The 26,466-nt window shown below is 67.7% G+C and carries 29 protein-coding genes and 1 pseudogene; 6 read left to right on the top strand and 24 right to left on the bottom strand.

Going from position 1 to position 26,466, the window contains the following annotated elements; translation table 11 throughout:
• Window positions 1-43: 43 nt before the first annotated feature.
• Window positions 44-1,081, bottom strand: coding sequence for a hypothetical protein (locus KUV67_08460; protein MBY6204911.1), 1,038 nt, complete (start codon window positions 1,079-1,081; stop codon window positions 44-46).
• A gap of 20 nt (window positions 1,082-1,101) precedes the next feature.
• Here KUV67_08460 and KUV67_08465 point away from each other — a divergent pair, with 20 nt between their 5' ends.
• A complete protein-coding gene (locus tag KUV67_08465) occupies window positions 1,102-1,575 on the top strand; it encodes a GNAT family N-acetyltransferase (protein ID MBY6204912.1) in 474 nt (157 codons plus the stop codon).
• Window positions 1,576-1,691: 116 nt separating this feature from the next.
• On the opposite strand, the gene KUV67_08470 is transcribed toward KUV67_08465, so the two are convergent.
• The 10 genes from KUV67_08470 to KUV67_08515 all read right to left on the bottom strand — a co-directional run bounded on the left by KUV67_08470 (window position 1,692) and on the right by KUV67_08515 (window position 10,442).
• Window positions 1,692-2,258 (bottom strand): DUF1232 domain-containing protein, encoded by a 567-nt coding sequence (locus tag KUV67_08470; protein ID MBY6204913.1) that lies wholly within the window; start codon window positions 2,256-2,258, stop codon window positions 1,692-1,694.
• A 138-nt stretch (window positions 2,259-2,396) separates the two neighbouring features.
• Window positions 2,397-2,927: a hypothetical protein gene (locus tag KUV67_08475; GenBank protein MBY6204914.1), complete on the bottom strand. Its 531-nt coding sequence runs from the start codon at window positions 2,925-2,927 to the stop codon at window positions 2,397-2,399.
• Window positions 2,875-3,879, bottom strand: a complete 1,005-nt coding sequence (locus tag KUV67_08480; protein MBY6204915.1) for an ATP-binding cassette domain-containing protein — start codon at window positions 3,877-3,879, stop codon at window positions 2,875-2,877. The genes KUV67_08475 and KUV67_08480 overlap by 53 nt, the downstream gene beginning before the upstream one ends.
• Window positions 3,876-4,856: an ABC transporter ATP-binding protein gene (locus KUV67_08485; protein ID MBY6204916.1), complete on the bottom strand. Its 981-nt coding sequence runs from the start codon at window positions 4,854-4,856 to the stop codon at window positions 3,876-3,878. The genes KUV67_08480 and KUV67_08485 overlap by 4 nt, the downstream gene beginning before the upstream one ends.
• A 46-nt stretch (window positions 4,857-4,902) precedes the next feature.
• Window positions 4,903-5,817, bottom strand: coding sequence for an ABC transporter permease (locus KUV67_08490; protein MBY6204917.1), 915 nt, complete (start codon window positions 5,815-5,817; stop codon window positions 4,903-4,905).
• Complete coding sequence (locus tag KUV67_08495; protein MBY6204918.1) at window positions 5,814-6,776, bottom strand: ABC transporter permease; 963 nt, start codon at window positions 6,774-6,776, stop codon at window positions 5,814-5,816. The genes KUV67_08490 and KUV67_08495 overlap by 4 nt, the downstream gene beginning before the upstream one ends.
• 14 nt (window positions 6,777-6,790) lie before the next feature.
• Window positions 6,791-8,629 (bottom strand): hypothetical protein, encoded by a 1,839-nt coding sequence (locus tag KUV67_08500; GenBank protein ID MBY6204919.1) that lies wholly within the window; start codon window positions 8,627-8,629, stop codon window positions 6,791-6,793.
• 134 nt (window positions 8,630-8,763) lie between these two features.
• Window positions 8,764-8,940: a PLDc N-terminal domain-containing protein gene (locus tag KUV67_08505; protein ID MBY6204920.1), complete on the bottom strand. Its 177-nt coding sequence runs from the start codon at window positions 8,938-8,940 to the stop codon at window positions 8,764-8,766.
• A 156-nt stretch (window positions 8,941-9,096) separates the two neighbouring features.
• Window positions 9,097-10,023, bottom strand: coding sequence for a transporter substrate-binding domain-containing protein (locus KUV67_08510; GenBank protein ID MBY6204921.1), 927 nt, complete (start codon window positions 10,021-10,023; stop codon window positions 9,097-9,099).
• 62 nt (window positions 10,024-10,085) lie between these two features.
• Window positions 10,086-10,442 carry a Rieske 2Fe-2S domain-containing protein gene (locus KUV67_08515; GenBank protein MBY6204922.1) on the bottom strand — a complete coding sequence of 119 codons (357 nt, stop codon included), beginning with the start codon at window positions 10,440-10,442 and terminating at the stop codon, window positions 10,086-10,088.
• Window positions 10,443-10,479: 37 nt separating this feature from the next.
• On the opposite strand from KUV67_08515, the gene KUV67_08520 reads away from it, so the two are divergent.
• The gene (locus tag KUV67_08520; protein ID MBY6204923.1) at window positions 10,480-10,716 is read left to right on the top strand and encodes a hypothetical protein; all 237 of its coding nucleotides are present in this window, start codon (window positions 10,480-10,482) and stop codon (window positions 10,714-10,716) included.
• 53 nt (window positions 10,717-10,769) lie between these two features.
• Here the strand turns inward: KUV67_08520 and KUV67_08525 are convergent, their stop codons facing one another.
• From KUV67_08525 to KUV67_08565, 9 genes and pseudogenes are all read right to left on the bottom strand, one after another.
• Window positions 10,770-12,449 (bottom strand): Na(+)/H(+) antiporter subunit D, encoded by a 1,680-nt coding sequence (locus tag KUV67_08525; protein ID MBY6204924.1) that lies wholly within the window; start codon window positions 12,447-12,449, stop codon window positions 10,770-10,772.
• Window positions 12,442-12,753, bottom strand: coding sequence for a hypothetical protein (locus tag KUV67_08530; protein MBY6204925.1), 312 nt, complete (start codon window positions 12,751-12,753; stop codon window positions 12,442-12,444). Before KUV67_08530 ends, KUV67_08525 begins: the two co-directional genes overlap by 8 nt.
• Window positions 12,750-14,216 carry a monovalent cation/H+ antiporter subunit D family protein gene (locus KUV67_08535; protein ID MBY6204926.1) on the bottom strand — a complete coding sequence of 489 codons (1,467 nt, stop codon included), beginning with the start codon at window positions 14,214-14,216 and terminating at the stop codon, window positions 12,750-12,752. The genes KUV67_08530 and KUV67_08535 overlap by 4 nt, the downstream gene beginning before the upstream one ends.
• On the bottom strand, window positions 14,213-15,685 hold the full coding sequence (locus KUV67_08540; protein ID MBY6204927.1) for a monovalent cation/H+ antiporter subunit D family protein: 1,473 nt from the start codon (window positions 15,683-15,685) through the stop codon (window positions 14,213-14,215). Before KUV67_08540 ends, KUV67_08535 begins: the two co-directional genes overlap by 4 nt.
• Entirely contained in the window at window positions 15,682-16,113 is a 432-nt protein-coding gene (locus KUV67_08545) for a cation:proton antiporter subunit C (protein ID MBY6204928.1), read from the bottom strand. Before KUV67_08545 ends, KUV67_08540 begins: the two co-directional genes overlap by 4 nt.
• A pseudogene (locus KUV67_08550) lies at window positions 16,113-17,164 on the bottom strand (DUF4040 domain-containing protein). Before KUV67_08550 ends, KUV67_08545 begins: the two are co-directional and overlap by 1 nt.
• Window positions 17,134-17,469 (bottom strand): monovalent cation/H(+) antiporter subunit G, encoded by a 336-nt coding sequence (gene mnhG / locus KUV67_08555; GenBank protein MBY6204929.1) that lies wholly within the window; start codon window positions 17,467-17,469, stop codon window positions 17,134-17,136. Before mnhG ends, KUV67_08550 begins: the two are co-directional and overlap by 31 nt.
• Entirely contained in the window at window positions 17,462-17,746 is a 285-nt protein-coding gene (locus KUV67_08560) for a pH regulation protein F (protein MBY6204930.1), read from the bottom strand. Before KUV67_08560 ends, mnhG begins: the two co-directional genes overlap by 8 nt.
• A gap of 5 nt (window positions 17,747-17,751) precedes the next feature.
• A complete protein-coding gene (locus KUV67_08565; GenBank protein ID MBY6204931.1) occupies window positions 17,752-18,228 on the bottom strand; it encodes a Na+/H+ antiporter subunit E in 477 nt (158 codons plus the stop codon).
• A gap of 205 nt (window positions 18,229-18,433) precedes the next feature.
• Between KUV67_08565 and KUV67_08570 the strand changes: the two genes are divergently transcribed.
• Window positions 18,434-18,946, top strand: a complete 513-nt coding sequence (locus KUV67_08570) for a BLUF domain-containing protein (protein ID MBY6204932.1) — start codon at window positions 18,434-18,436, stop codon at window positions 18,944-18,946.
• 24 nt (window positions 18,947-18,970) lie between these two features.
• Here KUV67_08570 and KUV67_08575 read toward each other — a convergent pair whose 3' ends face one another.
• The gene (locus KUV67_08575; protein ID MBY6204933.1) at window positions 18,971-19,549 is read right to left on the bottom strand and encodes an NnrU family protein; all 579 of its coding nucleotides are present in this window, start codon (window positions 19,547-19,549) and stop codon (window positions 18,971-18,973) included.
• A 71-nt stretch (window positions 19,550-19,620) separates the two neighbouring features.
• A complete protein-coding gene (locus KUV67_08580) occupies window positions 19,621-21,063 on the bottom strand; it encodes a PLDc N-terminal domain-containing protein (protein MBY6204934.1) in 1,443 nt (480 codons plus the stop codon).
• A gap of 148 nt (window positions 21,064-21,211) precedes the next feature.
• On the opposite strand from KUV67_08580, the gene metK reads away from it, so the two are divergent.
• From metK to metF, 3 genes are all read left to right on the top strand, one after another.
• Window positions 21,212-22,432, top strand: coding sequence for a methionine adenosyltransferase (gene metK / locus KUV67_08585; protein ID MBY6204935.1), 1,221 nt, complete (start codon window positions 21,212-21,214; stop codon window positions 22,430-22,432).
• A gap of 115 nt (window positions 22,433-22,547) precedes the next feature.
• Complete coding sequence (gene ahcY, locus KUV67_08590; GenBank protein MBY6204936.1) at window positions 22,548-24,008, top strand: adenosylhomocysteinase; 1,461 nt, start codon at window positions 22,548-22,550, stop codon at window positions 24,006-24,008.
• A 144-nt stretch (window positions 24,009-24,152) separates the two neighbouring features.
• On the top strand, window positions 24,153-25,043 hold the full coding sequence (metF, locus tag KUV67_08595; protein MBY6204937.1) for a methylenetetrahydrofolate reductase [NAD(P)H]: 891 nt from the start codon (window positions 24,153-24,155) through the stop codon (window positions 25,041-25,043).
• A gap of 126 nt (window positions 25,044-25,169) precedes the next feature.
• Here the strand turns inward: metF and KUV67_08600 are convergent, their stop codons facing one another.
• Both KUV67_08600 and KUV67_08605 read right to left on the bottom strand, forming a co-directional pair.
• The gene (locus tag KUV67_08600; GenBank protein MBY6204938.1) at window positions 25,170-25,352 is read right to left on the bottom strand and encodes a CPXCG motif-containing cysteine-rich protein; all 183 of its coding nucleotides are present in this window, start codon (window positions 25,350-25,352) and stop codon (window positions 25,170-25,172) included.
• Between the two features lie 7 nt (window positions 25,353-25,359).
• On the bottom strand, window positions 25,360-26,397 hold the full coding sequence (locus KUV67_08605) for an isoaspartyl peptidase/L-asparaginase (GenBank protein ID MBY6204939.1): 1,038 nt from the start codon (window positions 26,395-26,397) through the stop codon (window positions 25,360-25,362).
• Window positions 26,398-26,466 lie beyond the last annotated feature (69 nt).

Genomic DNA, 26,466 nt, shown 5'->3' on the forward strand with positions numbered 1-26,466 from the left:
ACGCCCGGGGTCTTCGTCAGGGTGGGGCCGGAGCGCCGCGGAATCAAGCGCCGTCGTGCGGGGCGCTCGCGCCGCGTTCCTGCTCGAGCCGCGTGCGCAATTCGGCGATCGCGTCGGCGACCAGCGGCAGCGCCAGGGTCCGGCGTCCGGCGGCGACGGCCTCGAAGCCGACCAGGCCGACGTCGGGATGGTTCACCGGCTCGATGCGGTCGTTGCCGTCGTCCGCGCCGCGGTCGAAGCGCACCCAGCGGTTGTCGGGATCGAGCCTCGCGTCGGGGTCGCCGACCGTCGCCCGCCACGGAATCAGGTGCGTCTCCAGCAGCACGGTGGTCTGGCGAAACGCGCGCAGCCACAGGGCGTCGTCGTCGTCCGGCGGGTCGGCCGGGTTGCGCAGGGCCAGTTCCCAGCCGCGGTCCTCGACGCTCCAGTCGGCCCGCAGACCGGCCGGAAGGTCCAGGCGCGCCGGTTCGTCCGGGGCAAGCAGGGCGTGCTCCACCGGTGGCCAGAAGGGGTCGAGACCGGCGCCGGCCAGTTGCATCTTGACCAGCGCGGCGAGGTCGGTGAGCGTCATCAGCTGGCCGTGCACCGGCTCCAGGCCGGTGGTTTCGGCCAGAGCGGCCAGGCTCGGGGGGTGGAGTCCGCCGTGATCGAACAACTCGCGCTCCAGCGCCGTGTCGAGCGTCTCGCGTTCGCCCGGCGGAGCGAACAGCAGCATCGGCAGGCAGACGAACAGGCCGTCCGGGACGCCGCGGTACGGACCGAGCGTCTCGTGCGACAAGCGCCCGGAGGCCGCGCCGAGCGTGGTCAGCCCCGGTGCAGGTTCGCGCCGCGGTCCCGCGACGACCTCGATCGCGTTCCACGGGGAATGGTCCGGACTCAGGACCTGGCCGGGCTCCAGCAGCGCGGGCCCGGTGACCAGGTGCGCGCCGGTGACTGCGGGAACGCAGCGCGCCAGGTCGTCGCCGATCGCTCCGCCGACGCGCTCGGCGTGTTCACGCTCGAGGACGAAGCGCGCGTCCGGCGATGGCGGCCGGAGCTCGATGCCCGCGACGAGTCGGATAGGATTCGGGGATTCGCTCATCCGAGGGACACCACCAGGACATGGAAAAAGAAAGGATAGCTCCGGACCTCGAATGGCGCGTGCAGGACTTCGCCGAACTCGATGCCGCCACGCTCTACGCCTTGCTCCGGGCCCGCGTGGCCGTGTTCGTGGTCGAGCAGGCCTGTCCGTACCAGGAACTGGACGGGCGCGACGCGGGCTCCCTCCATGTCAGCGCGTGGCGCGACGGGGAACCCGCCGCCTACGCGCGCCTCGTGCCGCCGGGCGGTCGCTTCGCCGAGCCGTCGATCGGTCGGGTGCTGACCTGCGGGCGCCTGCGTGGCGCCGGCCTCGGCCGGGAGCTGATGCGTCGGGCGATCCTCGCAGTCGAGGACCGCTGGCCGGGCTGCGCGATCCGCCTGTCGGCCCAGGAGCACCTGCAGGCGTTCTACGCTTCGCTCGGGTTCTCGACCGATTCCGCGGTCTACGACGAGGACGGCATTCCGCATGTCGACATGGTCCGGGTGCCCGGCTAGGCAGGCCCGGAGCCGCTCCGCGCGGACACCCTCAGCGGGTCATCGGTGGATGCCGGAAACGATTCGGGCCCGGCTGGCCGGGCCCGATCGGCGCACTCCCGCGCGCGGGAGATCGCTCAGAACAGGCCGAAGGGCGACTTGCCGCCCCCGCCGCCCCCGCCGCCGCGCCGACGACGGCGCCGCATGCGCGAGAGCAGTTCGCGTTCGCGCTGCTTCAGGAAGTCGCCGCGGTTGAGCTCCTCGGCCGGCTTGCCGAGCCGCGCGGATTCGGCCTCGCGATACTTGACGAAATCCTGGTAGGCGTCGATCTCCGGCTTCAGTTCGCGGCACAGCAATTCGATCATGATCGCGTCGTCGAGAAAACCGATGCCGGGCAGGTGATCGGGGATCAGGTCTTCCGGCTGGTTGAAATAGGCCAGCGCGGCGAGGACACGCCGGCGGCCGACGTCGCCCAGGCCCCACCCCTCATCGGAGAGCATGTCGCTGAGAATCCGGATCTGGCCGATCTTCTCGCGGATGAAATCCGAGGTCACGCTCTCGTTGACCTCGTCGAGCAGCTTGTGCGCGCCCTCGATGATCCGTTCCTGCGAGTGCTTCTTCGACGACTCGACCGCCTGCTTGGCAAGTCCGCGAAAATGCTTCAGGTCGTTGTCGGACAGGTCCAGGACGATACGAATGCTCATGGGCGCTTCCTTTGAAATCGTGAAATCGAGTGAGGGGCTGGATCCGGTCCAGCGGTCCGGAAGGCGTCTAGGATAGCCAATTCGACCCGCAACTGCACCCGCCACAGGTCACGTCCGGCCCGGACCGGTGCGGTGAAATCAGCGGTAGCGTCCGGCGCGTCCGGGCACCGGGTGCAGGAAGCCCGCGCGGTCGATCCTCGCGTCGCGTTGCTCGGCGATTTGCAGTTCACCGACCAGCGTGTAGGGCAAGGACGCTCGCTGGCCGTCGTCCAGCTCGGCCAGTCTGCCCTGGACCGCGCCGCTGGCCGGCAGCCGGAGGACGATCGCTTCTCGATTGCGAGGTCCGATGACCAGGTCCAGCGGCCATTCGCGGCGTTCGAGCTCGATCGAGTCGAGCGTCAGTCGAAGCCGCGCGCCGGTCAGCGCCAGCGGTACGTCGTTGCGGTTGTCGAGCAACAGCCGGAGCGCCAGCGTATCGCCTTCGAGCGCCACCCCGTCCAGGTCGGTGCCCGGAGGCGCAGACCGCACCTGGACCGGACCGCACGCGGTCAGGACCAGCAGCCCCGCGATCAGCAGCCCCGCGATCGGCATCGCGAAGGCGCCCGGCAGCGAACGCCTAGCGCTCGTCGCCGGTGTCGACTTCGGGATCGTGCAGGTGGCATCGAACACGGTGCGGTTCCTTGGCAACGCCGAGATCGATCTCGCGCGGCGTCATGCTACGACAAACCGGCCGGGCCTGCGGGCAGCGCGTGTGGAAGCGGCAGCCGGCCGGCGGCTCGACCGGCGACGGCACCTCGCCACGCAGCGGCATGCGGTGGCCACGGTGACCGGAGTCGGCGCGCGGGACCGCGTCGAGCAGGGCGCGGGTATACGGATGGGCCGGTCGGGCGAACAGCCTGCGGGCCGGAGCCAGCTCCACGATCTGGCCGAGGTACATCACGGCGACCCGGTGGCTGACCTGCTGCACTGCGGCCAGGTCGTGGGCGATGAACAGGAAGGCCAGGCCGAGATCCCGCTGGAGATCCGCCAGCAGGTTGAGAATCTGCGCGCGGATCGACACGTCGAGGGCCGAGACCGGCTCGTCGGCGACGATCAGACGGGGTTCGACCGCCAGCGCACGCGCGATGCCGATCCGTTGGCGCTGGCCGCCGGAGAACGCGTGCGGATAGCGCGGCAGCGCGCCCGGGCCGAGACCGACTCGTTCGAGAAGCGCGCGAACGCGCGCGGACCGCTCGTCCGGGGCGCCGAGCCGGTGCCAGTCCAGCGGTTCGCGCAGGATCTGCTCGACCGTTCGCCGCGGCGGCAGCGACGCGTAGGGGTCCTGGAAGATCATCTGGATGCCCTTACGCCGGGCCGCGAGCGCGCGCGGGGGCAGTCCGGTCAGCGGCTGGCCGTCAAGGAGCACCTCGCCGCCGGTCGGTTCGACCAGGCGCAGCAACGCGCGGCCCAGGGTCGATTTGCCGCACCCCGATTCGCCGACCAGGCCCAGCGTCTCGCCCGGTGCGATCTCGAACGACACGCCGTCGACCGCCCGCAGCCAGCGCGGTGCCGGGCCCAGCCAGCCGCCGCGCAGCCGGTAGTGCTTGCTCAGGTGGCGGACCTCGAGAAGCGGCGCGTTCATGGTCGCGGTCCGGCCGGGTGGATGCAGGCCGCGCGGGAGTTGCCGAGGACTCGCAGCCGGGGCCGCGCGGCTCGGCAATCGCGATCGGCGTGCGGACAGCGCGGCGCGAATCGGCAGCCCTGCGGCCAGCTCCCGGGCTCGGGCACGCTGCCGGGGATCACCGGCAATCGCTCGATTCGCTCGGCGCGAATCCGAGGCACCGAGGCGACGAGCCCTTCCGTGTACCGATGGCGAGGCTGCTCGAAGATCGCGTCGACCGGCGCCTGCTCGACGATCTCGCCGCAGTACATCACGGCGACCCGGTCGCAGAATTCGGCGACCACGCCCAGGTCGTGGGTGACCAGGAGGACCGAGGTACCCAGCGCTTCCGTGAGGTCCCGGATCTCGGCCAGGATCTGGGCCTGGGTGGTCACATCCAGCGCGGTGGTCGGTTCGTCGGCGATCAGCAGCCGGGGCCGGCAGGCCAGCGCCATGGCGATCATGACCCGCTGCCGCAGCCCCCCCGACAGCTCGTGCGGATAGTCGTTCATCCGCGCCTTCGCGTTGGGAATTCCGACCCGGTGGACCATCTCGATCGCGCGCGTCCGCGCCGCTGTCCGGCCGAGCCGCTCGTGCCGTCGGAGCACGTCCACCAACTGTCGACCGACCGGATAGACTGGATTCAGCGCGGTCATCGGGTCCTGGAAGATCATCGACATCGACTTGCCGCGCATCGCCCGCAGGGTCCGTTCCGGGGCACCGATGCATTCGGTCCCGTCGAAGTTCACCGAGCCGCCGACGATGCGGCCCGACGGGGCCGGGACCATGCCCATCAGGGCGAGACCGGTGACCGACTTGCCGCAGCCCGACTCGCCGACGAGAGCGAGCGTTTCGCCGGGGGCGATCGCGAAGGAGACGCCGTCCACCGCGCGGACCGGTTGCTCGGTCGTCGCGAACTCGACGGTCAGGTCTTCGACGCGCAGCAGCGGGGCAGTCATGGCGCACCCACGCGCATGGCTCGGCGGCCGCTCGCGGCCCTGGACTTCATCGTGAGGATCCCCGCTGCGGATCCAGCGCGTCCTGCAGGCCGTCGGCGAGCAGGTTGAACCCCATCACGAGCACGAACAGGAAGCTCGATGCGGCAATGAAGTTCATGTAGTGGCCGGCCAGCACGTCCTGGGTCGACTCCGCGATCATCAGGCCCCAGCTCACCCCGTCCTGGATGCCGAGGCCGAGGAAGCTGAGGATGACCTCGGACTTGATCGCCGCAACGAAGGTGATGGTGGCCTGGACCAGCAGCACCGGCAGGGTGTTGGGCAGGATGTGGCGCGCCAGGATGATCCGGTCGGGGAGGCCGATCGCCCGTGCCGCGTCGACGAACTCGCGGTGCCGGAGGCGCAGGACTTCGCCGCGCACCAGTCGCCCGGTCGTGGTCCAGAAGGTCGCGGTCATCGCGATGTGCATGGCCCAGGGGTTGCCCTGCAGCGCGAAGGCGATCGCCGCGACCAGAAGGTAGAAGGGGATCGCGTCCAGGGTGCCCTTCATCCACAGCACCAGCGCATCGACCCAGGTTCCGGCGAAGTAGCCGGCGAGCCCGCCGAGCACGGCGCCGAGCAGGGTCGAGGCGGCGGCGACGATCAGGCCCACCTCGAACGCGGTCCGGGACGAGGCCACCGCCCGCTGGAAGATGTCCTGACCGATCAGGTTGGTGCCGAACCACGCATCGGGCGACGGCGGCGCCCAGCGGGTGGCGCCGATCTCCGACCAGTCCGTTGCCCACAGGCCGGCCCAGACCCCCGCGGCCAGGACCAGGTAGACCAGCACGATCAGCAGGCCGGCGACGGCCCACCGGTCGGCCAGCAATGCCGTGGTCGCGACCTGCCTCGGCGTGCGCGGGCTCCGACCCGGGCCGAGCGGCGCGTCGGCGCCCGGATTCAGCTCCGGCGGCGAAACCGTCACGCGGGCCCGGGTCGGTCAAGCGACACCCGGGGATCCAGCCAGGTGTAGAGGACATCGGCGATGGCCAGGATCAGCACGAACAGCAGCGCGGTGAGACCGACCACGGCCTTGAGCACCGGCTGGTCGCCCGACGTGATGGCCTCGTAGGTCACCCGGCCCACGCCCGGAATGCCGAAGTAGCTCTCGATCAGCAGGCTGCCCGACACGATGACCAGCGGAACCGAGAACAGGATGCGGGTGACGATCGGGATCATCGCGTTCATCAGCACGTTCCGGTACAGGATGGTCACCGGCGATGCGCCGTAGGCGCGAGCGGTCCGGACATGATCCCGGTTCAGTTCTTCGACCAGCACGGCGCGGAAGAAGCGGGTGTTGTAGCCGAGGGCCACGAACACCGTCGCCAGGGTCGGCACCGTGACGTAATGGAGGTAGCTCGGCAGGTCGTGGACGTTCCACCCGCGGACCGGGAACCAGCCCAGAACGACGCCGAAGATCGCCTGGAACGCGATGATCACGACCAGGAAGCTGATCGACATGCCGACCGTGGACAGGCCCATGATGAGCTTGTCGATCCAGCCGCCGCGGTGCCAGGCCGCGATCAGGCCGAAGCCGACGCCGAGCAGGTGGCCGAGGACGAACCCGGGCGCGAGCAGCGCCAGCGATACCGGCACGGTCCGGGCCAGCATCGACGACACGCGCTCGCCGGAGCTGAACGAGTAGCCGAAGTCCAGCGTGAGCAGCTCGCGGAGATAGTCGCCGTAGCGCAGCCAGAACGGCTGGTCGTAGCCGAGCTGGGCGCGAACGGCGGCGATCTCATCCGCGGTCGGATTCTTCGACAGCAGCGTGTAGGTCAGGTCCGGACCGAAATAGACCATCAGCAGGAAGCTGATCAGGGTCACGCCGATGATCAGCGGAATGCCGCCGGCCAGCTTGCGCAGGATCAGCCGCAGCGTGTCCACTCAGGGCCGTCCGTTCACCCGGCGTCCTTCTCGTCGTCGACTTTGTCGTCATTCACGGCGTCGACGTCGACGAAGCGGATGAAGTAGCCGCCGAGGATCTGCCGGTCGGGCAGCATCCGCACGTTGCGGTGCCAGAGGTGGATGCGGGTCCTGGACAGGCCGGCGATCGCGACGCAGTCGTCGACCACCAGGCGATTCATCCGTCGATACAGCGCGGTCCGCTCGGGGCCCGGTTGCATGGTCCGGCTGGTTTCGTAGAGGGCGTCGAACTCCGGATTGCGGTAGTTGAAGGTGTTCGACCCGGGCGAGGCGTTCGGTCCGTAGAACAGCTGGAGCGTGTTCTGGGCGTCCGGGTAGTCGAGGGTCCAGGCCAGGTAGAACAGGTCCAGCCGCGAGTTGCTCAGGGCCCGGCTGTAGTCGCCGAAGGTCGCGAAGGTCTCCGGCACCAGCCGGTCGACGGGGTAGCCGATGTCGCCGAGCTGCGCCCGCAGTTGCTCGAACATCTGGCGCTGCTGGACCGTGGCGATGTAGCCGTGGGTCAGCGTCGGCAGCGACTCGGTGGTCCAGCCGAAGGCGTCGAGCCGCTCCCGGGCCCGATCGACGTCGCGGGTGATCGAGGCATCGGAAAGGTCGGGATCGAACTCCGGCACCACCGGCGGAATGACCCCCGGGAAGACCTCGGCCAGGCCGTGATAGAAGGTCTCGTTGCGGGCCTGCCAGTCGAAGGCGTCGCGCACGGCGCAGCGGAACGCGCGATTGGCCGCATCGCGTTCCGGATCGTCGTGGTGGCCGAAGCGCGGATCGGCCATGTTGAAGCCGCCGTAGACGAAGCCGGCTTCCAGCCCGGAACTCGCGTGGTAACGGTCGACGATGTCGTCGGCGAACTCGATCGGCGACCGGCGGGCCAGCACCTCGTCGACCCGCTCGTTCGGCACCCGCAGCGTATGGATCTCGTTGCCCCGTACGAAGCTCGACCAGCGGGCCGCGTTCTCCTCGATGAAGTGCATCTCCATCGCGTCGAGGAAGGGATAGCGCCGCCCGTCCAGGGGCTCGAGCCCGAGGCCGCCGTGGCGAGCCGCATCGAAGCCCTCCGCCTGGAGGTCCAGCGGGTCGCGCACGAAGTGCGGGTTGACCTCGAAGGTCGCCTTCGAGGAGTCGAAGGACGTCAGCCGGAACGGGCCGGATCCGACCGGGCGGATGCCGAATTCGCGGCCGTAGTGCTCGACCGCTTCGCGGGGGACGATGGCCGAGAAGGCCGTGGCCAGGGTATAGGTCAGCTGCGGGTAGGGTTCGGTCAGCCGGATCTCGAGCGTGTGGTCGTCGACCGGCACGAGGCCGTCGACGGGTCGATCGTAGTCCGCGCCCGCGTCCGCCCACTCGGCCATGCCGACGATGCGGTCGGTCCATAGCCAGGCGCCCTGGGAGCGGACCTCGGGGTCGAAATGGCGCTTCAGCGAATAGACGAGATCGTGGACCGTGACCGCGCGGCCCGTGCCGCCCGGGAAGGCGGGATCGTCGGTGAAGCGCGCGTCGTCGCGGATCGTGAACGTGTAGACGAGCCCGTCCCCGGACACCTCCGGCATGCCGACCGCGAGGTTCGGCGTCAGCTCGTAGGGACGGGCAAGGTACTTGTAGCGGTAGAGCGTGTCGTACACGTTGACCACGACCGACGAGGAATAGATGGTCAGGGCCTGGGCGGGGTCCAGGCTCGTCGGCGTGCCGTCGATCGAGTGCCGGTAGACCTTGCCGTCCGGTGCCGGACTGCCGCCGCAGGCGGCGAGGAGCAAGGCGCCGCCGAAGGCGAAGGCCCGGGCGGCGAGCGCGATAGCGGAAGTCGACGAGGATCGGCGCATGGCGGATTCCCGGAAAAGAGCCGTGACCGGAGGTTAATCGATCCGGGCCATCGACGCGCGAGACGGGGGCTGCGACCGACGGAAACGATGCTTCGACCGCAGGACCGTCGCCCCGCGGGGGGCGTGCCCGGGTGCTAGCCCTTCGGGCCGAGGAACAGCCAGAACAGGAAGCCGATCACCGGAAACACGAGCAGGATGAGGATCCAGAGCACGCGAACGACCAGCCCGACGCGGGCCTGGGCGGTCTTGACGATGGCCCAGACGAGGATGATCAGCCAGATCAGGCCCAGCAGTCCGAATTCGATACCCATCGATCGCTCCGAGTTCGTGTCGAGGAGACGGATTATTCCACGGACCGGAGCGCGAGGGTACGGGGCGTTGGCCGGGCCTGCGCGCGCCGACGTCGTGAGCACCGTCCCCCGCCGCTTCGGGCACCGAGGTCGGCTGGACCGTGAGGGGTCGATCGATCAGGGCGAGTCGGCGGTCCCGTGATCCAGGTACTGGTCGAGCAGCGCCTGGTGCCGCCCCGATTCGCGCAGCGCCGAAATGCCGGCATCGAAGCGCTGGACCACGTCGGGATCGACGCTCTCGCGCGAAAACATGAACGCGACCGGACCCTCCGACAGTTCATCGGGCAAGGCCACGATCGGCTCCGCGTCCCGGCGCCGGCGTTCGATCGCTGCGGCGACGAACGGATCCTCGATGAAGCCGTCGATCTGCATGTCGAGCAGCCAGGTGAAGTTGAGCTCGCCGACCGGTGCTTCGAGCACCTGGTTCTCCAGCCCGGGTTGCTCGATCAAGCGGTTGATGTCGGGTCCGTAGTAGTAGCCCTGCGTCACGCCGAGGCGGAAGCCGTCGCCCAGCAGCGCCTCGAGATCCCGGTCGGCGAAGTCCTCCGAGCGCCGGTCGAGAACGTAGAGCCGGAAGCTTTCCGACCGGTACGGCTCGGAGAAGCGGGCCCAGTCTTCGCGCGCCGGCGTCCGCGTGGCGCCGAGCATCAGGTCGAGCTCACCGGCGCGCAGCAGGCGAAGCAGCGTGTCCCAACCGCCCTGCAGGAATTCGAGATCGCAGCCGGCGTGCTCGGCGACCGCGCCGACGATCTCGATATCGAGGCCCTGGGGCTGGCCGCCGATCGCCAGGTAGTGGTACGGCTCCCAGGGATCCCAGCCGACGGTCAGCACACAGGGCGCCGAGGCGTCGGCTGCCGCGGCATTTCCTGCCGCTGCGATGGCCGGGTCTCCTTCGGCGCGCTCGGCCGCCGGCGACGGCGCGGAACCGTCGTTGTCCGTGCCGGATGGGGCGGACTCCGAACCGCAGGCGGTCAGGACCAGAAGCAGCAACGCCGCGGACAGGATGCCGCCGCGTTTCGAAGAGGAAGAACGTGTCGCATGCATCAGCCAAGCCTCGCGAGACGTGTGACTTCACTCTACGCCGAAGCCCGGCGCTTGGCAAACGACTACCCGGATGCTGCGTCCAGCTCGATGCGGCCGTCGACTTCCCGCACCGCCACGGCGCGCAGCCGGTCTCCACGGCACGGGCCGGCGACGCAGACCCCCTGGTCCGGTTCGAAGACTGCCCCGTGGGCCGCGCAGACCAGTCGACCGCGGTCGTCGACGGCAAAGCGATCCGGGGCGAAATTGAGGCTTCGGCCCGCATGCGGGCAGACATTCAGCCACGCCCGTGGCGTACCCTGATAGCGGGTGACGACCAGCCACAGGGGCTGACCGTCCCGTTCGACCTGCGCCTCGCGGAACGCGCCCTCGGGCACTGCGTCGGCATCGAGCAGGAACTGTTCCGGCGTCTGGGAGGTCATGGAAGGTATGGCGAGATTTCAACAGACATTCTATCGCGTGCCGGAAAGTCCGATCGCGCGCTTCGGACTCGCGCTGGTCGGCCTGCTATTGCTGGTGCTGAGCTTTTTCGTCGGCATCGTGTTCCTGGCCGTCGGCGCCGGGCTGGCGGTGCTCGGAGGAGTCGCCCTGTCGGTTCGCCGCTGGTGGCTGCGGCGCAAGGGCGAACCCCGGCACGACGACGAGGATCTGGTCGAGGTCGAATACCGCGTCGTCGACCGCCGACGCGACCCCTGAACCCTTCGCGATCTCCTGCGCGACCCTGCCACGGCGCGCGCCGGGTCGCGGGCTCAGGTCAGGGCGAGGATCACTACCAGCGCGAGCAGCACGGCCATCCAGATCGCGGTCTGACCCATCGGGCTGCGGCTCGAGAAATACCGGATCGGTTTCTCGCGCATCAGCGCGTAGAGGTTTCGGCCGACCAGTGAAGCATTCGACGATGCCGAAGAGCGGACGCGGCCGACGGCCCTGTCGACCCGCTCGAGAATCACCGGAAGTCCACGACGCCACAGCCAGTCGAAGTCGAGGCTGAGCGTGTCCGTGCGCTTCATCAGCGGCAGCAGCACGAAGAACGCAAGGCCGGCGAACAGCAACAACTGCAGTTGGGTGACGACGTGGTCCGGCGTGTACGGAACGTAGTCGACCGGGTACGGCAGCAGGCCGTAGAGCAGGCCCGGGAACACGCCCAGCCCGATGCAGGCGATCGCGAACAGGATCATCGCCACCTGCATGTTCCACGGTGCTTCGGGCGGGCGCAGTCCGGAATCCTTCTGGAAGAACACGAACCAGGGGAACTTGATCCCGGCGTGCAGGAAGACCCCGGCCGACGCCGCCACCAGCAGGAACCAGACCAGCGTGAGGTGTTCACCGGCCGCGCTCGACGAGATCATCGACTTCGAGATGAACCCCGAGGTGTAGGGGAACGAGGAAATCGCCAGCGCACCGATCGTGCCGCAGAGCGTGGTCAGCGGCATGGTCCGGAACAGGCCGCCCAGCTCGGAGCACTTGCTGACGCCCGTTCGATAGAGCACCGCGCCGGCGCTCATGAACAGCAGGGCCTTGTAGATGATGTGGGTGAAGGCATGGGCCGCGGCGCCGTTCAGGGCGAGCTCCGTGCCGATGCCGATGCCGACGACCATGAAACCGACCTGGTTGACGATCGAATAGCTGAGAATCCGCCGCATGTCGTTCTCGAGCAGCGCATAGATGATGCCGTAGAACACCATGTAAAGGCCGATCCAGACCAGCAGCGGCTCACCCGGGAACAGCAGGATGAGCGACAGAACCGACGTCTTGGTGGTGAACGCCGACAGGAACACGCCGCCCATCGGGCTGGATTCGGGATACGCGTCGGCCAGCCAGGCCGACAGGGGAGGCGCCGCGGCATTGATCAGTACGCCGATGAAGATCATCCAGCTGTTGAAGTCGACCAGCGAGAGCGCTCGGATCTCGATCGACCCGGTCTGGATCATCAGGCCTTCGATGCCGATCTTCAGGATCAGGCCGCCCAGCAGGTGGATGATCGCGTAGCGGATGCCGGCGGCGCGCGCCGACTCGGTGCCGCCGCACCAGACCACCACGGTCGAGAACAGGGCCATCAGTTCCCAGAACAGGAACATCACGATCAGGTCGCCGGCGAAGCTCACGCCGATCGCGCCGGCGGCGTACATCAGGGCGGCCGAAAGTTCCCACCATTTCGACTGGCGGAACGCGAACAGCGCACCCCCGAAGGCCATCAGCGCGAAGACCGTCGCGAACAGTCGGCGCAGGGCGCTGCCTTCGACCAGCTGTACCTCGTAGCCGAGGAACGTCACGGTCTGCTGCACGCCGTCGCCGACCTGCCAGATGAAGTACAGGGTCACCAGCGGCGTGGCCAGCGCCAGCAGCGGCCGGAGCGCCGGCCGGCTGACGCCGATCAGCAGCGCGCCGATGATCATCAGGAACGCGGGCGGCAGGACGAACTCAATCATCGTCGTGTTCCGGCTTGTTCGGGGTCAGGCGCGGCTCGACGTCGTAGTAGTCGATCGGACGCTTCAGCAGGAAACCGAGCAACTTGGCGAAGACGACCATCGCGACACAGGTGAGGAAGCCGTAGACGGCATTGAAACCGATCCACTCGTCGACCACGAAATATCCGTGGACATGGACGAAGGCCTGGGCGATGACGGTCAGCGCGAGGATCGCGCCGAACACCCACCACAGGATGCGGATGGTCTTCGGACGCACCAGCCAATGGTCGTCGCCGGCCGGTCGCTGCGGGCGGGATTCGCTCACTTGGCCACCTCCAGGATGCGGGATTCGATGTCCACTACCGGCCCGTTGAACACGAAGAACAGGATCGTTGCCGCAGCGGTGAAGACCAGGGCGGCAACCATCGGCCAGGGCGCTTCGCCGTGGTCGCGCGCCGGCGCCTGGTCTTCCGGACGGAAGAAGGCGCGGAACACGATCGGCAGGAAGTAGGCCGCGTTCAGCGCGGTCGAAGCGCCCATCACGGCCAGCACGAAGTAGCTGTCGACCTGGAACGCGCCCGCGATGATGTACCACTTGGAGACGAAGCCGGCGGTCGGCGGAACGCCGATCATCGACAACGCGCCGATCGTGAACGCCACCATGGTCCACGGCATCCGATGACCGATTCCTCGCAGCTGGTCGACGCGCGTCTTGCTCGAGGCGATGTAGATCGCGCCCGCACAGAAGAACAGCGTGATCTTGCCGAAGGCGTGCGCGACGATATGTACCGCCGCGCCGATCTCGGCGAAGGGCGCGAGGACCAGCGCTGCAAGCACGATGTAGCTGAGCTGGCTGATCGTCGAATAGGCCAGCATCTTCTTGATCTCGACCTGCTTCAACGCAACGATGGAGGCGGCGACAACGGTAAACCCGGCCAGGTAGATCAGATACTGCTCGAGCGGTACGGCGGCCAGGAAGTCCAGCCCGAAGATGTAGATCACGACCTTGGTGATCGTGAACACGCCGGCCTTGACGACCGCGACCGCGTGCAGCAGTGCCGAGACCGGGGTCGGCGCGACCATCGCGGCCGGCAACCAGCGGTGCATCGGCATCACGGCGGCCTTGCCGATTCCGAGCACGAACATCGTCAGCAGGACGGCCGCCGCGGTCGGTCCGAGCTTGCCGAGCAGGACGCCGCCCGGCGTGAAATCCGTGGTGCCGGCAGCGACCCAGGTCCAGATGATGGCCGGCAGCAGGAAGCCGATCGACGTGAGCAGAAGGACGCCGAGGTAGGTCCGCCCGCCGGCCCGCGCGGCCTCGTTCTGCTTGTGCGTGACCAGCGGCCAGGTCGAGAGCGTCAGCACTTCGTAGAAGATGAACAGGGTCAGCAGGTTGGCCGACGTTGCCACGCCCATGGCGCCGGAGATCGCGATGGCGAAGAAGGCGTAGAACGGCGTCTGGCGCGGTTCGCGCGCTCCGCGCATGTAGCCGATCGCGTAGACCGAGGTCACGAACCAGAGCAGGCTGGCCAGCAGGGCGAAGACCAGGCCCAGCGGCTCCACATCGAAGGCGATCGACAGGCCGGGCAACGGCTCGGCGAGGACCAGCGAAGCGCCGTTGCCGTTGACTACGGGATCGATCAACTGGGTCGCGATCCCGAACAGCGTGGCCGCGGTGACGAGCGTGATGCCCTCGCGCAGGTTCGGCCAGCGGCCCGCCAGCGAAATCAGCAGGGCGCCGATCAACGGCACGGCGATGAGCAGCACGATCACGGTGGCCGGACTCACGGCGCACCTCCGACCAGCAGTTCGGCACCGCGGGTCGCGATGTCCAGGGTCAGGCGGGTGTCGATGCCGAACCAGAAATTGGCGGCGATCAGGACGTACATCGGCGCCAGCAGCGCCAGCGGCGCTTCACGAACGGGTGTTTTCCGCTCCGGCGCAGGCTTGAGGTAGGCCGCCTCCGCGACCCGCCCGATGTACAGCAGGGCCAGGAGCGACCCGACCAGCACCACGACCACGGCAATCCAGTTGCCCTGGTTGATCGACGCGGCGATCAGGGCCCACTTGCTGATGAATCCGGCGGTCAGCGGAACCCCGATCATCGACAGGCCGGCCAGCACGAAGGCCAGCATCGTCCATGGCATCGATCGCGCCAGTCCGGCCAGGTCCTCGATCCGGTCGGCGCCGAGCCGGTAGATGATCGCTGCGGCGGCCATGAACAGCGCGCCCTTCATCAATGCATGGTTGAAGATATGGACCAGGCCGGCGGCGACGCCGTCGACGGAAACCAGGCTGATGGCCAGCGCGATGTACCCGATCTGGGCCACGCTGGAGTAGGCCAGCATGCGCTTGACGTTCGGCTGGTCGATGGCGGACACGGAGGCGAACAGGATGCCGAGCGTACCGAGCACGAAGAACACCTCGCGGTACGGCATGCCCAGCGCGAACTCCAGGCCGAACACCGTGAACACCATTCGCAGCAGGACGTAGACGGCGACCTTGGTCGCGGTGGCCGCCAGGAAGATGGTGACCGCCGAAGGTGCATTGGTGTAGGCGCCGGGCAGCCAGCGATGGAGCGGGAACAGCGCCAGCTTCAGTCCGATGCCGATCACGATGAACGCGAAGGCGGCCCGCACGGCATTGGTTTCGGCGACCTCGGGGATGCGGTCTGCGAGGTCCACCATGTTGAGCGTGCCGGTCATGATGTAGAGCAGGCCGATGCCGATCAGGTAGAAGGTGGCCCCGAGCGTGCCCATGATCAGGTAGCGGAAGGACGACAGCAGGGCCGCGCGCTTGCGTCCGTGTGCAATCAGCGCATAGGTCGACAGCGAGGAAATCTCGAGGAACACGAACACGTTGAACGCGTCGCCGGTCAGCACGATGCCCATCAGACCGGCCATCGCGAGCAGGAACAGCGCGTAGAACGGGCCCTGGCGCTGCGGGACTTCGCGGTCCACGGTGAGCTTGGCGAAGGGCAGGATGATGATGCCCATCCAGGCGATCAGCAGCGCGAGCAGCGCGTTCACCGCGTCGACCCGGTATTCGATGCCGATCGGTGGCGGCCAGTTGCCGAACGCGTAGCGCAGCGGTTCGTCCAGCGCGGCCGGGAGCACGAAGGCGGTGATCACCGCGGACGCGGCGACCGAAAGAAGGGTCAGCGACCAGGGCAGCCAGCGACCGGGAAGAAGTGCGCAGACCGGCGCGGCGATCAGCGGCAGCAGCACGCTGAAAGGCATCCACTCCAGTACGCTCATGAGCGTGACCCGTCCGTTCCGGTCTCGGCCGCGTGATCGGGGTCGGGCGACCGGTCCTGGTGGGTACCTTCCGTATCGACCACGTCCTCGGCCTCGATCAGCAGGTCGTCTTCGATGCTGCCGTAGGCTTCGTTGATCCGGACCGCCAGCGCCAGTCCCACCGCGGTGGTGGCCACGCCGACCACGATGGCGGTCAGGATCAGCACATGAGGAAGCGGGTTCGAATAGACCTCGACGCCGTCGCGCAGGATCGGCGTCGCGCCGCCGAGAATCTTGCCGGCCGAGATGAACAGGATGAACACGGAGGTCTGGAACAGGTTCAGGCCCATGATCTTCTTGGCCATGTTGCCCCGGGCGATGACCGCGTAGAAGCCGATCATCATCAGCACCACGACGACGTAGTAGTTGTAGTGGCCGAGCAGGTCCATCAGCGCATTTCCTCCACGCGGTCGTCGGGGTGGGTCAGCGCGCGGCGCTTCGCGAACATCACGAAGATCAGCATGACCACGCTGGCCACCGTGACCCCCACGCCGAACTCGACCAGGATGATTCCGGCCTGCTGCGCCTGCTTCGGGTCGTCCAGCAACACGGCGAACTCGAGGAAGCGGCCTCCGAAGGCCACGCCGAGCAGGCCGATGAAGGCATAGAGAAGTGCGCCACAGGCGCTGAGGCGGAACATCATGGGCTCCGGAATGACTTTCAGCCCGGCGTCCAGGCCGTAGATCAGCACGAACAGGATCCATGCCGCAGCGAAGATCACGCCGGCCTGGAAACCGCCGCCCGGAGAATAGTCGCCGTGGAACTGCACGTACAGCGCGAAGAGCATGATCAGCGGGATCAGGAATCGCGCCACGATGCGCAGGATGCCGTTGGCTCTCATCGCGACGTCTCCGATCGATCTTCGCGGGCGGGCGATTCGCCCGGGTCGCGGCGACGGCGGCGAGGCGCGACGGCCAGCAGCGCGAACACGCCGAGACCTGCGGTGAAGATCACGATGACCTCGCCGAAGGTGTCGATCGAGCGGTAGCTGGCCAGAACGGCTGCGACCATGTTCGGAATCCCCATGTCGTTGTAGGTCTGCTCGACGTAATACGGCGCGACGTGGGTCTGGACCGGATTGTCCGCCGCGCCGAATTCGGGAAGATCCGAAACCGCCCAGATCAGGCAGGCGCCCGTCACCGTGACCACGCCCAGGGCCGGCCAGTTCAGCGCCTTGACCGGGTGCTCGTAGCGTCGCGCAAGGGTCAGGACCGCGAGAATCAGGATGGTCGAGATTCCGGCGCCGACGGCCGCTTCCGTCAGCGCGACGTCGCCGGCGTCGAGGAGAACGAACAGTGCCGCCGAAAGCAGCGAATAGATCGCGAACAGCATGGCGGCCGAGAACAGGTCGCGCGCCGCGATCACCGCAACGGCGACGACCACCAGAAACGTCAGCAGGGCGATGTCGATCAGGAATTCGATGACGGCTCTCCGTTCGATTCTGTGGGCGTCGGGGCGTCCTGTTCGACCATCGCCGCCCGGGCCAGGGCGTGGCTCGCGGTCGGCGCGGTGAACAGCAGGAACAGCAGGATCAGCAGCAGCTTGATGCTGATCAGCGCCAGGCCCGCCTGGATCAGCAGACCGAGGATGATCAGGAGCGCGCAGAGGGTGTCGGTGATGCCGGCGGCATGCAGCCGGCTGTAGAAATCCGGAAAGCGCAGCAGTCCGATGCCGCCGAGGATTCCGAACGCGCCACCGGTCAGCAGGAAGACGCCCGATAGCCAGGTGAGGATCGTCTCAGCCATCGGTGATGTCCCCTTCGCCGGCGCCGGCCAGGTCGCGCATATGGGCCAGCTTCAGAACCGCGACGATCGCGATGAAGTTGATCAGGGCATAGACCAGGGCGACGTCGATCAGGTCGTCATTGCCGCTGATGGCGGTGATCAGGGCAACGATGAGCACGGTCTTGGTCCCGAATACGTTGACCGCGACGATCCGGTCGTACACGGAGGGCCCGCGCAGGGCCCGGATCAGTGCCAGCGCCATCGTGACGAAGATGGCCAGCGCGGTCAGCACGAGCACGGAATTCAACGCCCGCCCTCCAGCCACGCGATGCGCCGCTCCATGTCGCCGGCCTGAAGGCTGCGAGCGGTCGAGTCGAGCAGGGCATGAGCCTCGATCCAGTCCCTTTCGAGCTGCAGCGTGACCGTGCCGGGGGTCAGCGTGATCGAGTTCGCATAGGTGACCTTCGCGATCGGCGTGCGAAGGCGGACCGGGACGCGGACGACCTGCGGGCGAACCCGGTTGCTCGGGCCGAGCGCCGCGCGTGCCACTTCGAGGTTCGCCTTGACGATTTCCCAGATCAGCCACGCCCAGTACAGCGGGAGACGCCACGAATACAGCACGGGATTGTGCTCGACGCCGACGACGTCCATTCGCCGGGACATCCAGACGACGAACAGCACGGAAAGGCTGCCCAGAGCGAACAGCAGCGGCTTGTAGACGCCGGAGATGCCCAGCCAGAGCAGGGCCAGCAGAAGACTGAGGGAAACGACGTATCGCATGGTGGCGGGAATACTACCAAACCGTCATCGTGCGGGGGTGGCACGGCGGTTCCTTCGGTCGCCGGTAGCGCCCATTCGCGCCGGTTCGCGCACCGGTCGCCGGAACCACCCGTCCGACCTCACATGGAGACGTTTCCGCGTTGACAAATCCTGCAGATCGGCAGGGTAGTGTGCGCTGCGTACTGACCCGCATTTCCGACACCCGATGGACGGCGCAAACGAACTGATCGGAATGAGCTATTGCTCGAAAGCCGCGTTTCCTGGCGAAGCGCGGTCGATCGGTGTACATCACGAAGTGGCCCGAATCCTGACCGTCTCGCGCCGCAACAATCGCAATGGGTCGATCAGCGGGCTGCTGCATTTCGCCGAGGGTCGATTCTTCCAGTACCTCGAGGGCCCGGCCGACGAAGTCGATGCGCTCTACGCCCGGATCTGCCGCGACGACCGGCACACGGAAGTCCGGCGGCTGACCCGACGGCCGCTGGCCCGGCGCCGCTTCGACGGCCTGCCGATGAAGTTCGTCGCGCTGGAAAAGCAGATTCAGCGGGTTCTCGACCGCCACGGGCTGGCGAAGTTCGAGCCCGAGCGCTTCACGCCGGCGCTGATCGAAGACCTCGTGATGCGCTCGATTCCGGAGCGCGAAGGGGCACCCGAAGCCGACCCCGATGGGCCGGCGTCCCGATCCGGCGGCCTTCTCCAGCGCCTCCTCCGTCGCTGAGCCTCCGGCGGCAGGCCCGCTCGCTCAGCCGCCCATCACCGCCACCCCGATCCACGCCGGGTGGAGCCAGAGGGCAAACGCCAGGTAGGCGGCCAGGCCCCCGATCACCACGATGGCGTCGTTCCATGCGCGGCGCGGAAAGGTGGGCGCGGCAGACGGAAGCGGGCGCCGCTTGGCGGAAATCCGGTCCACGACCGCCCAGGCCAGGAAACTCCCGAACAGCACCACCGCGGCGAGCGTGCCGTTGACCAGCAGATGGGCCAGAGCCCACGCCTTCACCGCGACCAGCGTCGGGTGCTTCAGCACGTCGGACAGGCGTCCGGGAAAATAGGTGGAGAAAAAGCCGGGAAACACGATCAGCATCAGGAGCATCGTCAGGTGGCGGGTCCATTCCGGTGGCGCGTAGAGCACGGTGGGGTCGAGCCGAGCTTCGCCGTAGCCGACGATCAGCAGCACGAAGCCGACCAGCGCGACGACCGAGTAGGCGAGCTTGAAGGTCGTCACGCCGAGCCGTGCCGCGAGCCGGTCGCGGGTGGGGCGAGCGACGATCGACAGCGAATGGATGCCGAGAAACAGCACGAGGCCGAGAACGAGCAGGGTCATGCGATTCTCCCGATGCGTAGGGTTCAACGCGCATTAGACCCCTCCGCCGGCTTCGCGTCAAAGGACGATCGCTACAGGTACGGCGTGAACAGCCAGCAGACCGCGTCGCGAAGGCGCGCGGGGAGACTGCGGCCGTCGACTTCGGCGAGCGTGATCGGGCGCGCGCCGTCGAAGGTGCGGTCGAAGCGCTCGCGAAGCGCTCCGGCGAGACCTTCGTCGAACAGCTCGACCTGAAGCTCGAAGTTGAGCCGGAGCGAGCGGCAGTCCCAGTTCGTCGAACCGACCTGCATGTAGGCTTCGTCGATCAGGAGCAGCTTGGTATGGGCGAATGGCGGGGGCTGTTCGACGACCTCGATGCCGTGGAAGAGAAGTTCCCAGAGCATGTTGCGGTTCGCCCAGTGGACGAACGGCAGGTTGTTCTCGGCGGGCAGTACGAGTCGCACGCGAACGCCGCGCAGGGCGGCGGCCTGCAGCGACGCGACGATCTCCCGCGGCGGCAGGAAGTACGGCGTCATGATGTCGATTCGCTCGCGGGCCGCTGAAATGGTCGAAGCCAGCAGCATGGTCAACTGGTCGAGGTCTTCGTCGGGGCCGTCGGTGATCGCGCGGGCCGCAACCGGCCCGGCCGGCAGGGCCAGCACCGCAGGAGGCGGTCGATCGTCGCCGGTGCAGAAGGCCCAGGTGCGCAGGAATTCCGATTCCAGCTGGATCGCGGCCGGCCCCACGATCCGGAAGTGCAGGTCGGCCGCCGCGCCCCGGCGACGCTCGAGCTCCATCACGTGCCGGTCTCCGATGTTCATTCCACCGGTGAACGCCGTGTGGCCATCCACGACCAGGATCTTGTGGTGATTGCGCAGGTTCAGGGAAAGCTGGGGCGGCAGCAGCCGCGGCGGGATGAAACGCGCGAACGGCACACCGGCGCGGGCCAGCAGTCGTCCGATCCGGGGGCGTCCGTAGAACTCCCCGATTCCGTCGACGACGACCCGCACGTCCACGCCGCGCTCGTGCGCCTGCTCCAGCGCGCTGACGAAGGTCCGGCCCGTGGCATCCCCGTCGAAGATGTAGCTGCAAAGGTACACCGAGCGCTGCGCACCGTCGATCGCGTCGATCATCGCCGGATAGGCCTCGTCGCCGTTGGCCAGCGGTTCGACCGCATTGCCCCCGGTCAGGCGATGGCGGCTGAGGCGCTCGCCGACCGCGGCCAGGTCACTGGCGTGCCCCCTGACCGCGTCGGGTGGTTCGACGTCGGATCGGCTCGGCCGGCCGCGCTCGTGGCCGATCCGGAGCCGGGGCCAGTCCAGCCGTCGCGCGCGCCTGCGAATCCGGTTGATGCCGAGCAGCATGTAGAGGATCGGCCCGGCCACGGGCAGAAGCACGCACATCGCGATCCAGCCGAACGCCGCCCGCGAGTCGCGCTTGTACAGCACCGCGTGCAGGCCGGCGGCAGGCGCCAGCACGACGTGGAACAGCGCGATCAGGAGACCGAGATCCAGCAGTTGATCGGGCGCGGGCATGAACGCCTCCGGTGCAGGCCTGCGGGCCAGCATAGCGCCGCTCGTCGGCGCCGGTTCGGTGCGCTTCCACGCCGGGTCGGGATGCATTTCCACGGAGGATGCGGTACACTTCGATATCTTTCTATCCGCATCAAGAGATATAAACCCGATGAGCGAGTACCTGTTCACCTCCGAGTCCGTCTCCGAGGGCCATCCGGACAAGCTGGCCGACCAGATTTCCGATGCCGTGCTCGACGCGATCCTGACCCAGGATCCGCATGCGCGCGTCGCCTGCGAGACGTTCATCAAGACCGGCGCCGTGATCGTCGGCGGAGAAATCTCGACCACCGCATGGGTCGACCTCGAAGACCTCATCCGCCAGGTGGTCGTCGACGTCGGCTACGACTCCTCGCAGGTCGGATTCGACGGCAGGACCTGCTCGGTCATCAACATGATCGGCAAGCAGTCGCCGGACATCGCCCAGGGCGTCGACCGCGAAACGCCGGAAAGCCAGGGCGCGGGCGACCAGGGGCTGATGTTCGGCTACGCCGCGAACGAGACGCCGGAGTTGATGCCGGCGCCGATCTTCTACGCTCATCGGCTGGTCGAGCGCCAGACCCGCCTGCGCAAGTCCGACGACAACCCGCTGCCGTGGCTGCGGCCGGATGCCAAGAGCCAGGTCACCCTGCGCTACGGCGACGACGGAAAGCCGGTCGCGATCGACGCGGTCGTGCTGTCGACCCAGCACGACGAAGGGGTGTCGCTGGACGAAATCCGCGAAGGCGTTCGGGAGCACATCGTCAAGCCCGTGATTCCGGAGGAATGGCTGCACGACGAGACCCTGTTCCACATCAACCCGACCGGCAAGTTCGTGATCGGCGGACCGGTCGGCGACGCCGGGCTCACCGGCCGCAAGATCATCGTCGATACCTACGGCGGCATGGCGCGTCACGGCGGCGGCGCCTTCTCGGGCAAGGACCCGTCCAAGGTCGACCGCTCGGCCGCCTACGCGGGCCGCTACGTGGCGAAGAACATCGTCGCGGCGGGCCTGGCCGACAAGTGCGAAATCCAGATCAGCTACGCGATCGGCGTCGCCGAACCGACGTCGATCTCGGTCACGACCTTCGGCACCGCCCGCGTTCCGGAGGACAAGATCGTCCGCCTGGTGCGCGAACATTTCGACCTGCGGCCCTACGGCATCCTCAAGATGCTCGACCTGCTGCACCCGATGTACCGCCAGACCGCGACCCACGGCCACTTCGGCCGCCCGCCGGAAGAACTGACCCGGCAGGTCAAGCGCGACGGCAAGCAGGTCGACGACCGGTTCACCAGCTTCAGCTGGGAGAAGACCGATCGCGCCGACATCCTGCGCGAAGCCGCGGGCTTGTGACCGCCCGACCGACAGCGAATCAGGGGAGCAAGGCGAGGCCGCCCACCGACGGCCGCGCCGTCCGCTACGAGAACGAACTCCGTTACGAAACCAACATCATTCGAGGTTGTATCCAATGAGTGCCAAGCCAGAAGACGTACGAAAGGGCGTGCTGTTCGATTCCGACATCGCGTCCACCGAACACGACTACGTGATCGCCGACCTGTCGCAGGCGGCGTACGGACGCAAGGAAATCGCGATCGCCGAAACGGAAATGCCGGGCCTGATGCAGACGCGCGAAGAATACGCTGCCGACAAGCCGCTGGCCGGTGCAAGGATCGCGGGATCGCTGCACATGACGATCCAGACCGCGGTGCTCATCGAGACCCTGATCGAACTCGGCGCCGACGTGCGCTGGGCATCGTGCAATATCTATTCGACGCAGGACCACGCCGCGGCCGCGATGGCCGAGCGCGGCGTGCCCGTGTTCGCGTTCAAGGGCGAAACGCTCGACGAGTACTGGGAGATGACGCATCGCATCTTCCAGTGGCCGGATGGTGAGACCGCCAACATGATTCTGGATGACGGCGGCGATGCGACCATGCTGCTGGAGTTGGGCGCGAAGGCCGAAAAGGATGCCTCGGTGCTCGACAATCCCGGCAGCGACGAGGAAGTCGCCCTGTTCAAGGCCATCAGGAAGCGCCTCGAGTCGAATCCGGGCTGGTACACGGAAGCCCTGAACAATATCCGCGGTGTGACCGAAGAAACGACCACCGGCGTCAACCGCCTGTACCGCATGCAGAAGGACGGCACGTTGAAGTTCCCGGCCATCAACGTCAACGACTCGGTGACCAAGAGCAAGTTCGACAACCTCTACGGCTGCCGCGAATCGCTGGTCGACGCCATCAAGCGCGCCACCGACGTCATGGTCGCCGGCAAGATCGCCATCGTGTGCGGCTACGGCGATGTCGGCAAGGGCTCGGCGCAGTCGCTGCGGGCCCTGTCGGCCAATGTCTGGGTGACCGAGATCGATCCGATCTGCGCCCTGCAGGCGGCGATGGAAGGCTATCGCGTGGTCAATCTCGAGGACGAGGGCGTGCTGGAGCAGGCCGACATCATCGTGACCGCGACCGGCAACTACAACGTCATCCGGCACGACCACATGGAGCGGATGAAGGATCAGGCGATCGTGTGCAACATCGGTCACTTCGACAACGAGATCGACGTGTCGAGCCTGCGCAAGTACGACTGGGACAACATCAAGCCGCAGGTCGACCAGATCACCTTCCCCGACGGCAAGCGCATCACGCTGCTGGCCGAAGGGCGCCTGGTCAACCTGGGCTGCGCCACGGGTCATCCGAGCTTCGTCATGTCGAACTCGTTCACCAACCAGACGCTGGCCCAGATCGAGCTGTTCAAGTATCCCGAGCGCTACAAGAACGAGGTCTACGTCCTGCCGAAGCACCTGGATGAGAAGGTCGCCAAGCTCCATCTCGAGCGCGTCGGTGCCCGCCTGACCGAACTGACCGAAAAGCAGGCCGACTACATCGGGGTCACCGTCGAGGGTCCGTTCAAGCCCGAGCACTACCGCTACTGATTGCAGCAGGCAGCCGGCCGCGTGGCGCGTTCGCGCGCTCTGCGGCCCCCTCGGGGTCGGCCGTCGGCCCCGGGGAAACCGGTTTCCATACCCGGGCGGAACCGCCTCGCCGTTCACCTCTTCTCATCGCCCGACAGGTGCCTGATGATGAACCGATCCGCGCAATCCCCCCAGCTCAGCTTCGAGTTCTTCCCGCCCAGGAACGACGAGCAGGCCGACGTGTTCCGCCGGACCCGCGACCGGCTGGCGGCCCTGAACCCCGACTACATGTCGGTGACCTTCGGTGCCGGCGGATCGACCCGATCGCGGACCCGCGATGCCGTACTCGACATCCAGCGCGAGACGGGCGTCCCCGCCGCACCCCACATCTCGTGCATGTCGGAGGACACGGACGGTATCCGCGAGTTGCTCGACGCCTATCTCGATGCCGGCGTCGACCGGCTTGTCGTGTTGCGCGGCGATCGGCCCTCGGGTGGAGGCAGCGGCGTGTTCGACCACGCGATCGACCTGGTCCGCTTCGTCCGCGAACACTACGGTCGGCGTTTTCACATCGAGGTCGCGTGCTACCCGGAAATGCATCCGGAGGCGAGCAGCCCCGACGCCGACCTGCGCCACTTCCGCGACAAGGTCGAGGCCGGAGCCGATGGCGCGATCACCCAGTATTTCTTCAGCTTTTCGGCCTGGGAGCGATTCATGGACGATTGCGCCAGGATGAACATCGATATTCCGATCACGCCGGGCATCATGCCGATCACCAACTTCGCGCGGCTGAAGCGATTCTCGAAGATGTGCGGCGCCGATTTGCCCAAGTGGATTTCCAAGCGTATCCGCGCCTGGGAGCGGGAAGACGACCTGCGCTCGCTCCGGGCCTTCGGCGAGGACGTGGTCACGGACCTGTGCCGGCGCCTCCTCGATGCAGGGGCGCCCGGTATCCATTTCTATACCCTCAATCGTGCCCGGGCGACCCTTCGCCTGTGCCGCAACCTCGGCCTGGACGAGCAGCGGGAGTCGGCCGGGCAGCGCGCCGCGTCCTGATCCGGGCCGACGGGCGGCGTCCCGTCGCCGGCGATCCGGTTCGTGTCTCCGGTTCCGGTCGCGTCCGGTCCTGAGGCGCAATCGAGAGCGGGGCCGTCGAGGCGACCGCAGCGAATCGCATCGACGTCAGTCGCCGCCCTCCCGGCGAACCTCGAGAACCCCCAGGTCGCCGGGCAGCCGGAGCTCGATCGGCCGGCAACAGACGGCGCAGTCCTGGACCAGCCACTGCCCGGCATCGCCGGGTTCCTGTTCGACGAAGTTGCGCTCGCCGCACCAGGGGCAATCGAACTCCAGCGTGCTGGTCAGCATCCGCGGCTCACTCGTCGCCGTAGATCGCGACGTCGAGGCTTCCGTCCGTGCCGATGCGGGCCCGGTACATCCCCGGGGTATTGAACGGCATCGCGATGTTGCCGTCGGCATCGATCGCGATCACGCCGCCGTCGGCGCCGGCATCGACCAGCACCTTGCCGACCACGTGATCGGCCGACTCCCGGAGCGAGACGCCGGTCAGCCGCATGCGTTCGCAGATCTGGAACGCGACGACATGACGGATGAAGAACTCGCCGTGGCCGGTCGCCGACACGGCACAACTGCGATTGTCGGCGTAGGTCCCGGCGCCGATGATCGGTGAGTCGCCGACGCGGCCGAACCGCTTGTTGCTCATGCCGCCGGTCGAGGTCCCTGCGGCCAGGTTGCCCTCGGCGTCCAGCGCCACCGCGCCCACGGTGGAATACCAGTGCGGCTCCGGGTCCACCGATGCCTGGCCGTCGGCCGGGCGCTCCTGCTGGATGCGGCGGAGCTGCTCGGCCCGGAACTCGGTGATGAACCACGCCTCCGGCATGAACTCCAGGCCGGCCTCTCGCGCGAACCCCTGCGCGCCCTCGCCGACCAGCATCACGTGCGGCGAGCGCTCGATCACGGCCCGGGCGGCCAGGATCGGATGGCGAATGCCGCGAACGCTGGCCACTGCGCCGGCCTGGAGGTCGTGACCGGTCATCAGCGAAGCGTCCAGCTCGACCCGGCCCTCGGCGGTCAGCACCGCACCCCGGCCGGCGTTGAACTCGGGTGCGTCCTCGAGAACGGTGATCGCTGCGGTGACCGCATCGACGGCCGGTCGGCCGCGGAGCAGGGCCGTGTGCCCCTCGCGAGCGGCCCGCTCCAGCGCAGACCGGATCGCGGCTTCGCGCTCCGGGGTCATTCGATCACGGGAAATCGTGCCGGCGCCCCCGTGGATCGCCAGGGCCACCCGCGCTGCACGGTCCGTGGATCCGACATCGTCCGACGACCGGGGCGCGGCGCCGGCCAGGGACGCAGCGGACAGCAGGAGAACGGCAGCAAGGCGACGTGGGGACATGGAAGGGCTCCGGGATCGGGCGGGTCAGCGGTAGAGTGTAGGCCAGCGGCGTGGGCGGAAGGACGTCAT

Source organism: Halomonas denitrificans (assembly GCA_019800895.1).
Taxonomy (GTDB): Bacteria; Pseudomonadota; Gammaproteobacteria; order Xanthomonadales; family Wenzhouxiangellaceae.

What these genes read in the sequence shown, in the direction of transcription:
- KUV67_08525 (MBY6204924.1), bottom strand. Translation starts at nt 12,449, where the DNA reads ATGATTGAGTTCGTCCTGCCGCCCGCGTTCCTGATGATCATCGGCGCG.
- KUV67_08465 (MBY6204912.1), top strand. Translation starts at nt 1,102, where the DNA reads ATGGAAAAAGAAAGGATAGCTCCGGACCTCGAATGGCGCGTGCAGGAC.
- KUV67_08500 (MBY6204919.1), bottom strand. Translation starts at nt 8,629, where the DNA reads ATGCGCCGATCCTCGTCGACTTCCGCTATCGCGCTCGCCGCCCGGGCC.
- KUV67_08480 (MBY6204915.1), bottom strand. Translation starts at nt 3,879, where the DNA reads ATGAACGCGCCGCTTCTCGAGGTCCGCCACCTGAGCAAGCACTACCGG.
- metF (MBY6204937.1), top strand. Translation starts at nt 24,153, where the DNA reads ATGATGAACCGATCCGCGCAATCCCCCCAGCTCAGCTTCGAGTTCTTC.
- KUV67_08575 (MBY6204933.1), bottom strand. Translation starts at nt 19,549, where the DNA reads ATGACCCTGCTCGTTCTCGGCCTCGTGCTGTTTCTCGGCATCCATTCG.
- KUV67_08565 (MBY6204931.1), bottom strand. Translation starts at nt 18,228, where the DNA reads ATGCGATACGTCGTTTCCCTCAGTCTTCTGCTGGCCCTGCTCTGGCTG.
- metK (MBY6204935.1), top strand. Translation starts at nt 21,212, where the DNA reads ATGAGCGAGTACCTGTTCACCTCCGAGTCCGTCTCCGAGGGCCATCCG.
- KUV67_08540 (MBY6204927.1), bottom strand. Translation starts at nt 15,685, where the DNA reads ATGAGCGTACTGGAGTGGATGCCTTTCAGCGTGCTGCTGCCGCTGATC.
- KUV67_08600 (MBY6204938.1), bottom strand. Translation starts at nt 25,352, where the DNA reads ATGCTGACCAGCACGCTGGAGTTCGATTGCCCCTGGTGCGGCGAGCGC.
- KUV67_08515 (MBY6204922.1), bottom strand. Translation starts at nt 10,442, where the DNA reads ATGACCTCCCAGACGCCGGAACAGTTCCTGCTCGATGCCGACGCAGTG.
- KUV67_08505 (MBY6204920.1), bottom strand. Translation starts at nt 8,940, where the DNA reads ATGGGTATCGAATTCGGACTGCTGGGCCTGATCTGGCTGATCATCCTC.
- KUV67_08570 (MBY6204932.1), top strand. Translation starts at nt 18,434, where the DNA reads ATGGACGGCGCAAACGAACTGATCGGAATGAGCTATTGCTCGAAAGCC.
- KUV67_08580 (MBY6204934.1), bottom strand. Translation starts at nt 21,063, where the DNA reads ATGCCCGCGCCCGATCAACTGCTGGATCTCGGTCTCCTGATCGCGCTG.
- ahcY (MBY6204936.1), top strand. Translation starts at nt 22,548, where the DNA reads ATGAGTGCCAAGCCAGAAGACGTACGAAAGGGCGTGCTGTTCGATTCC.
- KUV67_08460 (MBY6204911.1), bottom strand. Translation starts at nt 1,081, where the DNA reads ATGAGCGAATCCCCGAATCCTATCCGACTCGTCGCGGGCATCGAGCTC.
- KUV67_08510 (MBY6204921.1), bottom strand. Translation starts at nt 10,023, where the DNA reads ATGCATGCGACACGTTCTTCCTCTTCGAAACGCGGCGGCATCCTGTCC.
- mnhG (MBY6204929.1), bottom strand. Translation starts at nt 17,469, where the DNA reads ATGGCTGAGACGATCCTCACCTGGCTATCGGGCGTCTTCCTGCTGACC.
- KUV67_08485 (MBY6204916.1), bottom strand. Translation starts at nt 4,856, where the DNA reads ATGACTGCCCCGCTGCTGCGCGTCGAAGACCTGACCGTCGAGTTCGCG.
- KUV67_08605 (MBY6204939.1), bottom strand. Translation starts at nt 26,397, where the DNA reads ATGTCCCCACGTCGCCTTGCTGCCGTTCTCCTGCTGTCCGCTGCGTCC.
- KUV67_08545 (MBY6204928.1), bottom strand. Translation starts at nt 16,113, where the DNA reads ATGGACCTGCTCGGCCACTACAACTACTACGTCGTCGTGGTGCTGATG.
- KUV67_08470 (MBY6204913.1), bottom strand. Translation starts at nt 2,258, where the DNA reads ATGAGCATTCGTATCGTCCTGGACCTGTCCGACAACGACCTGAAGCAT.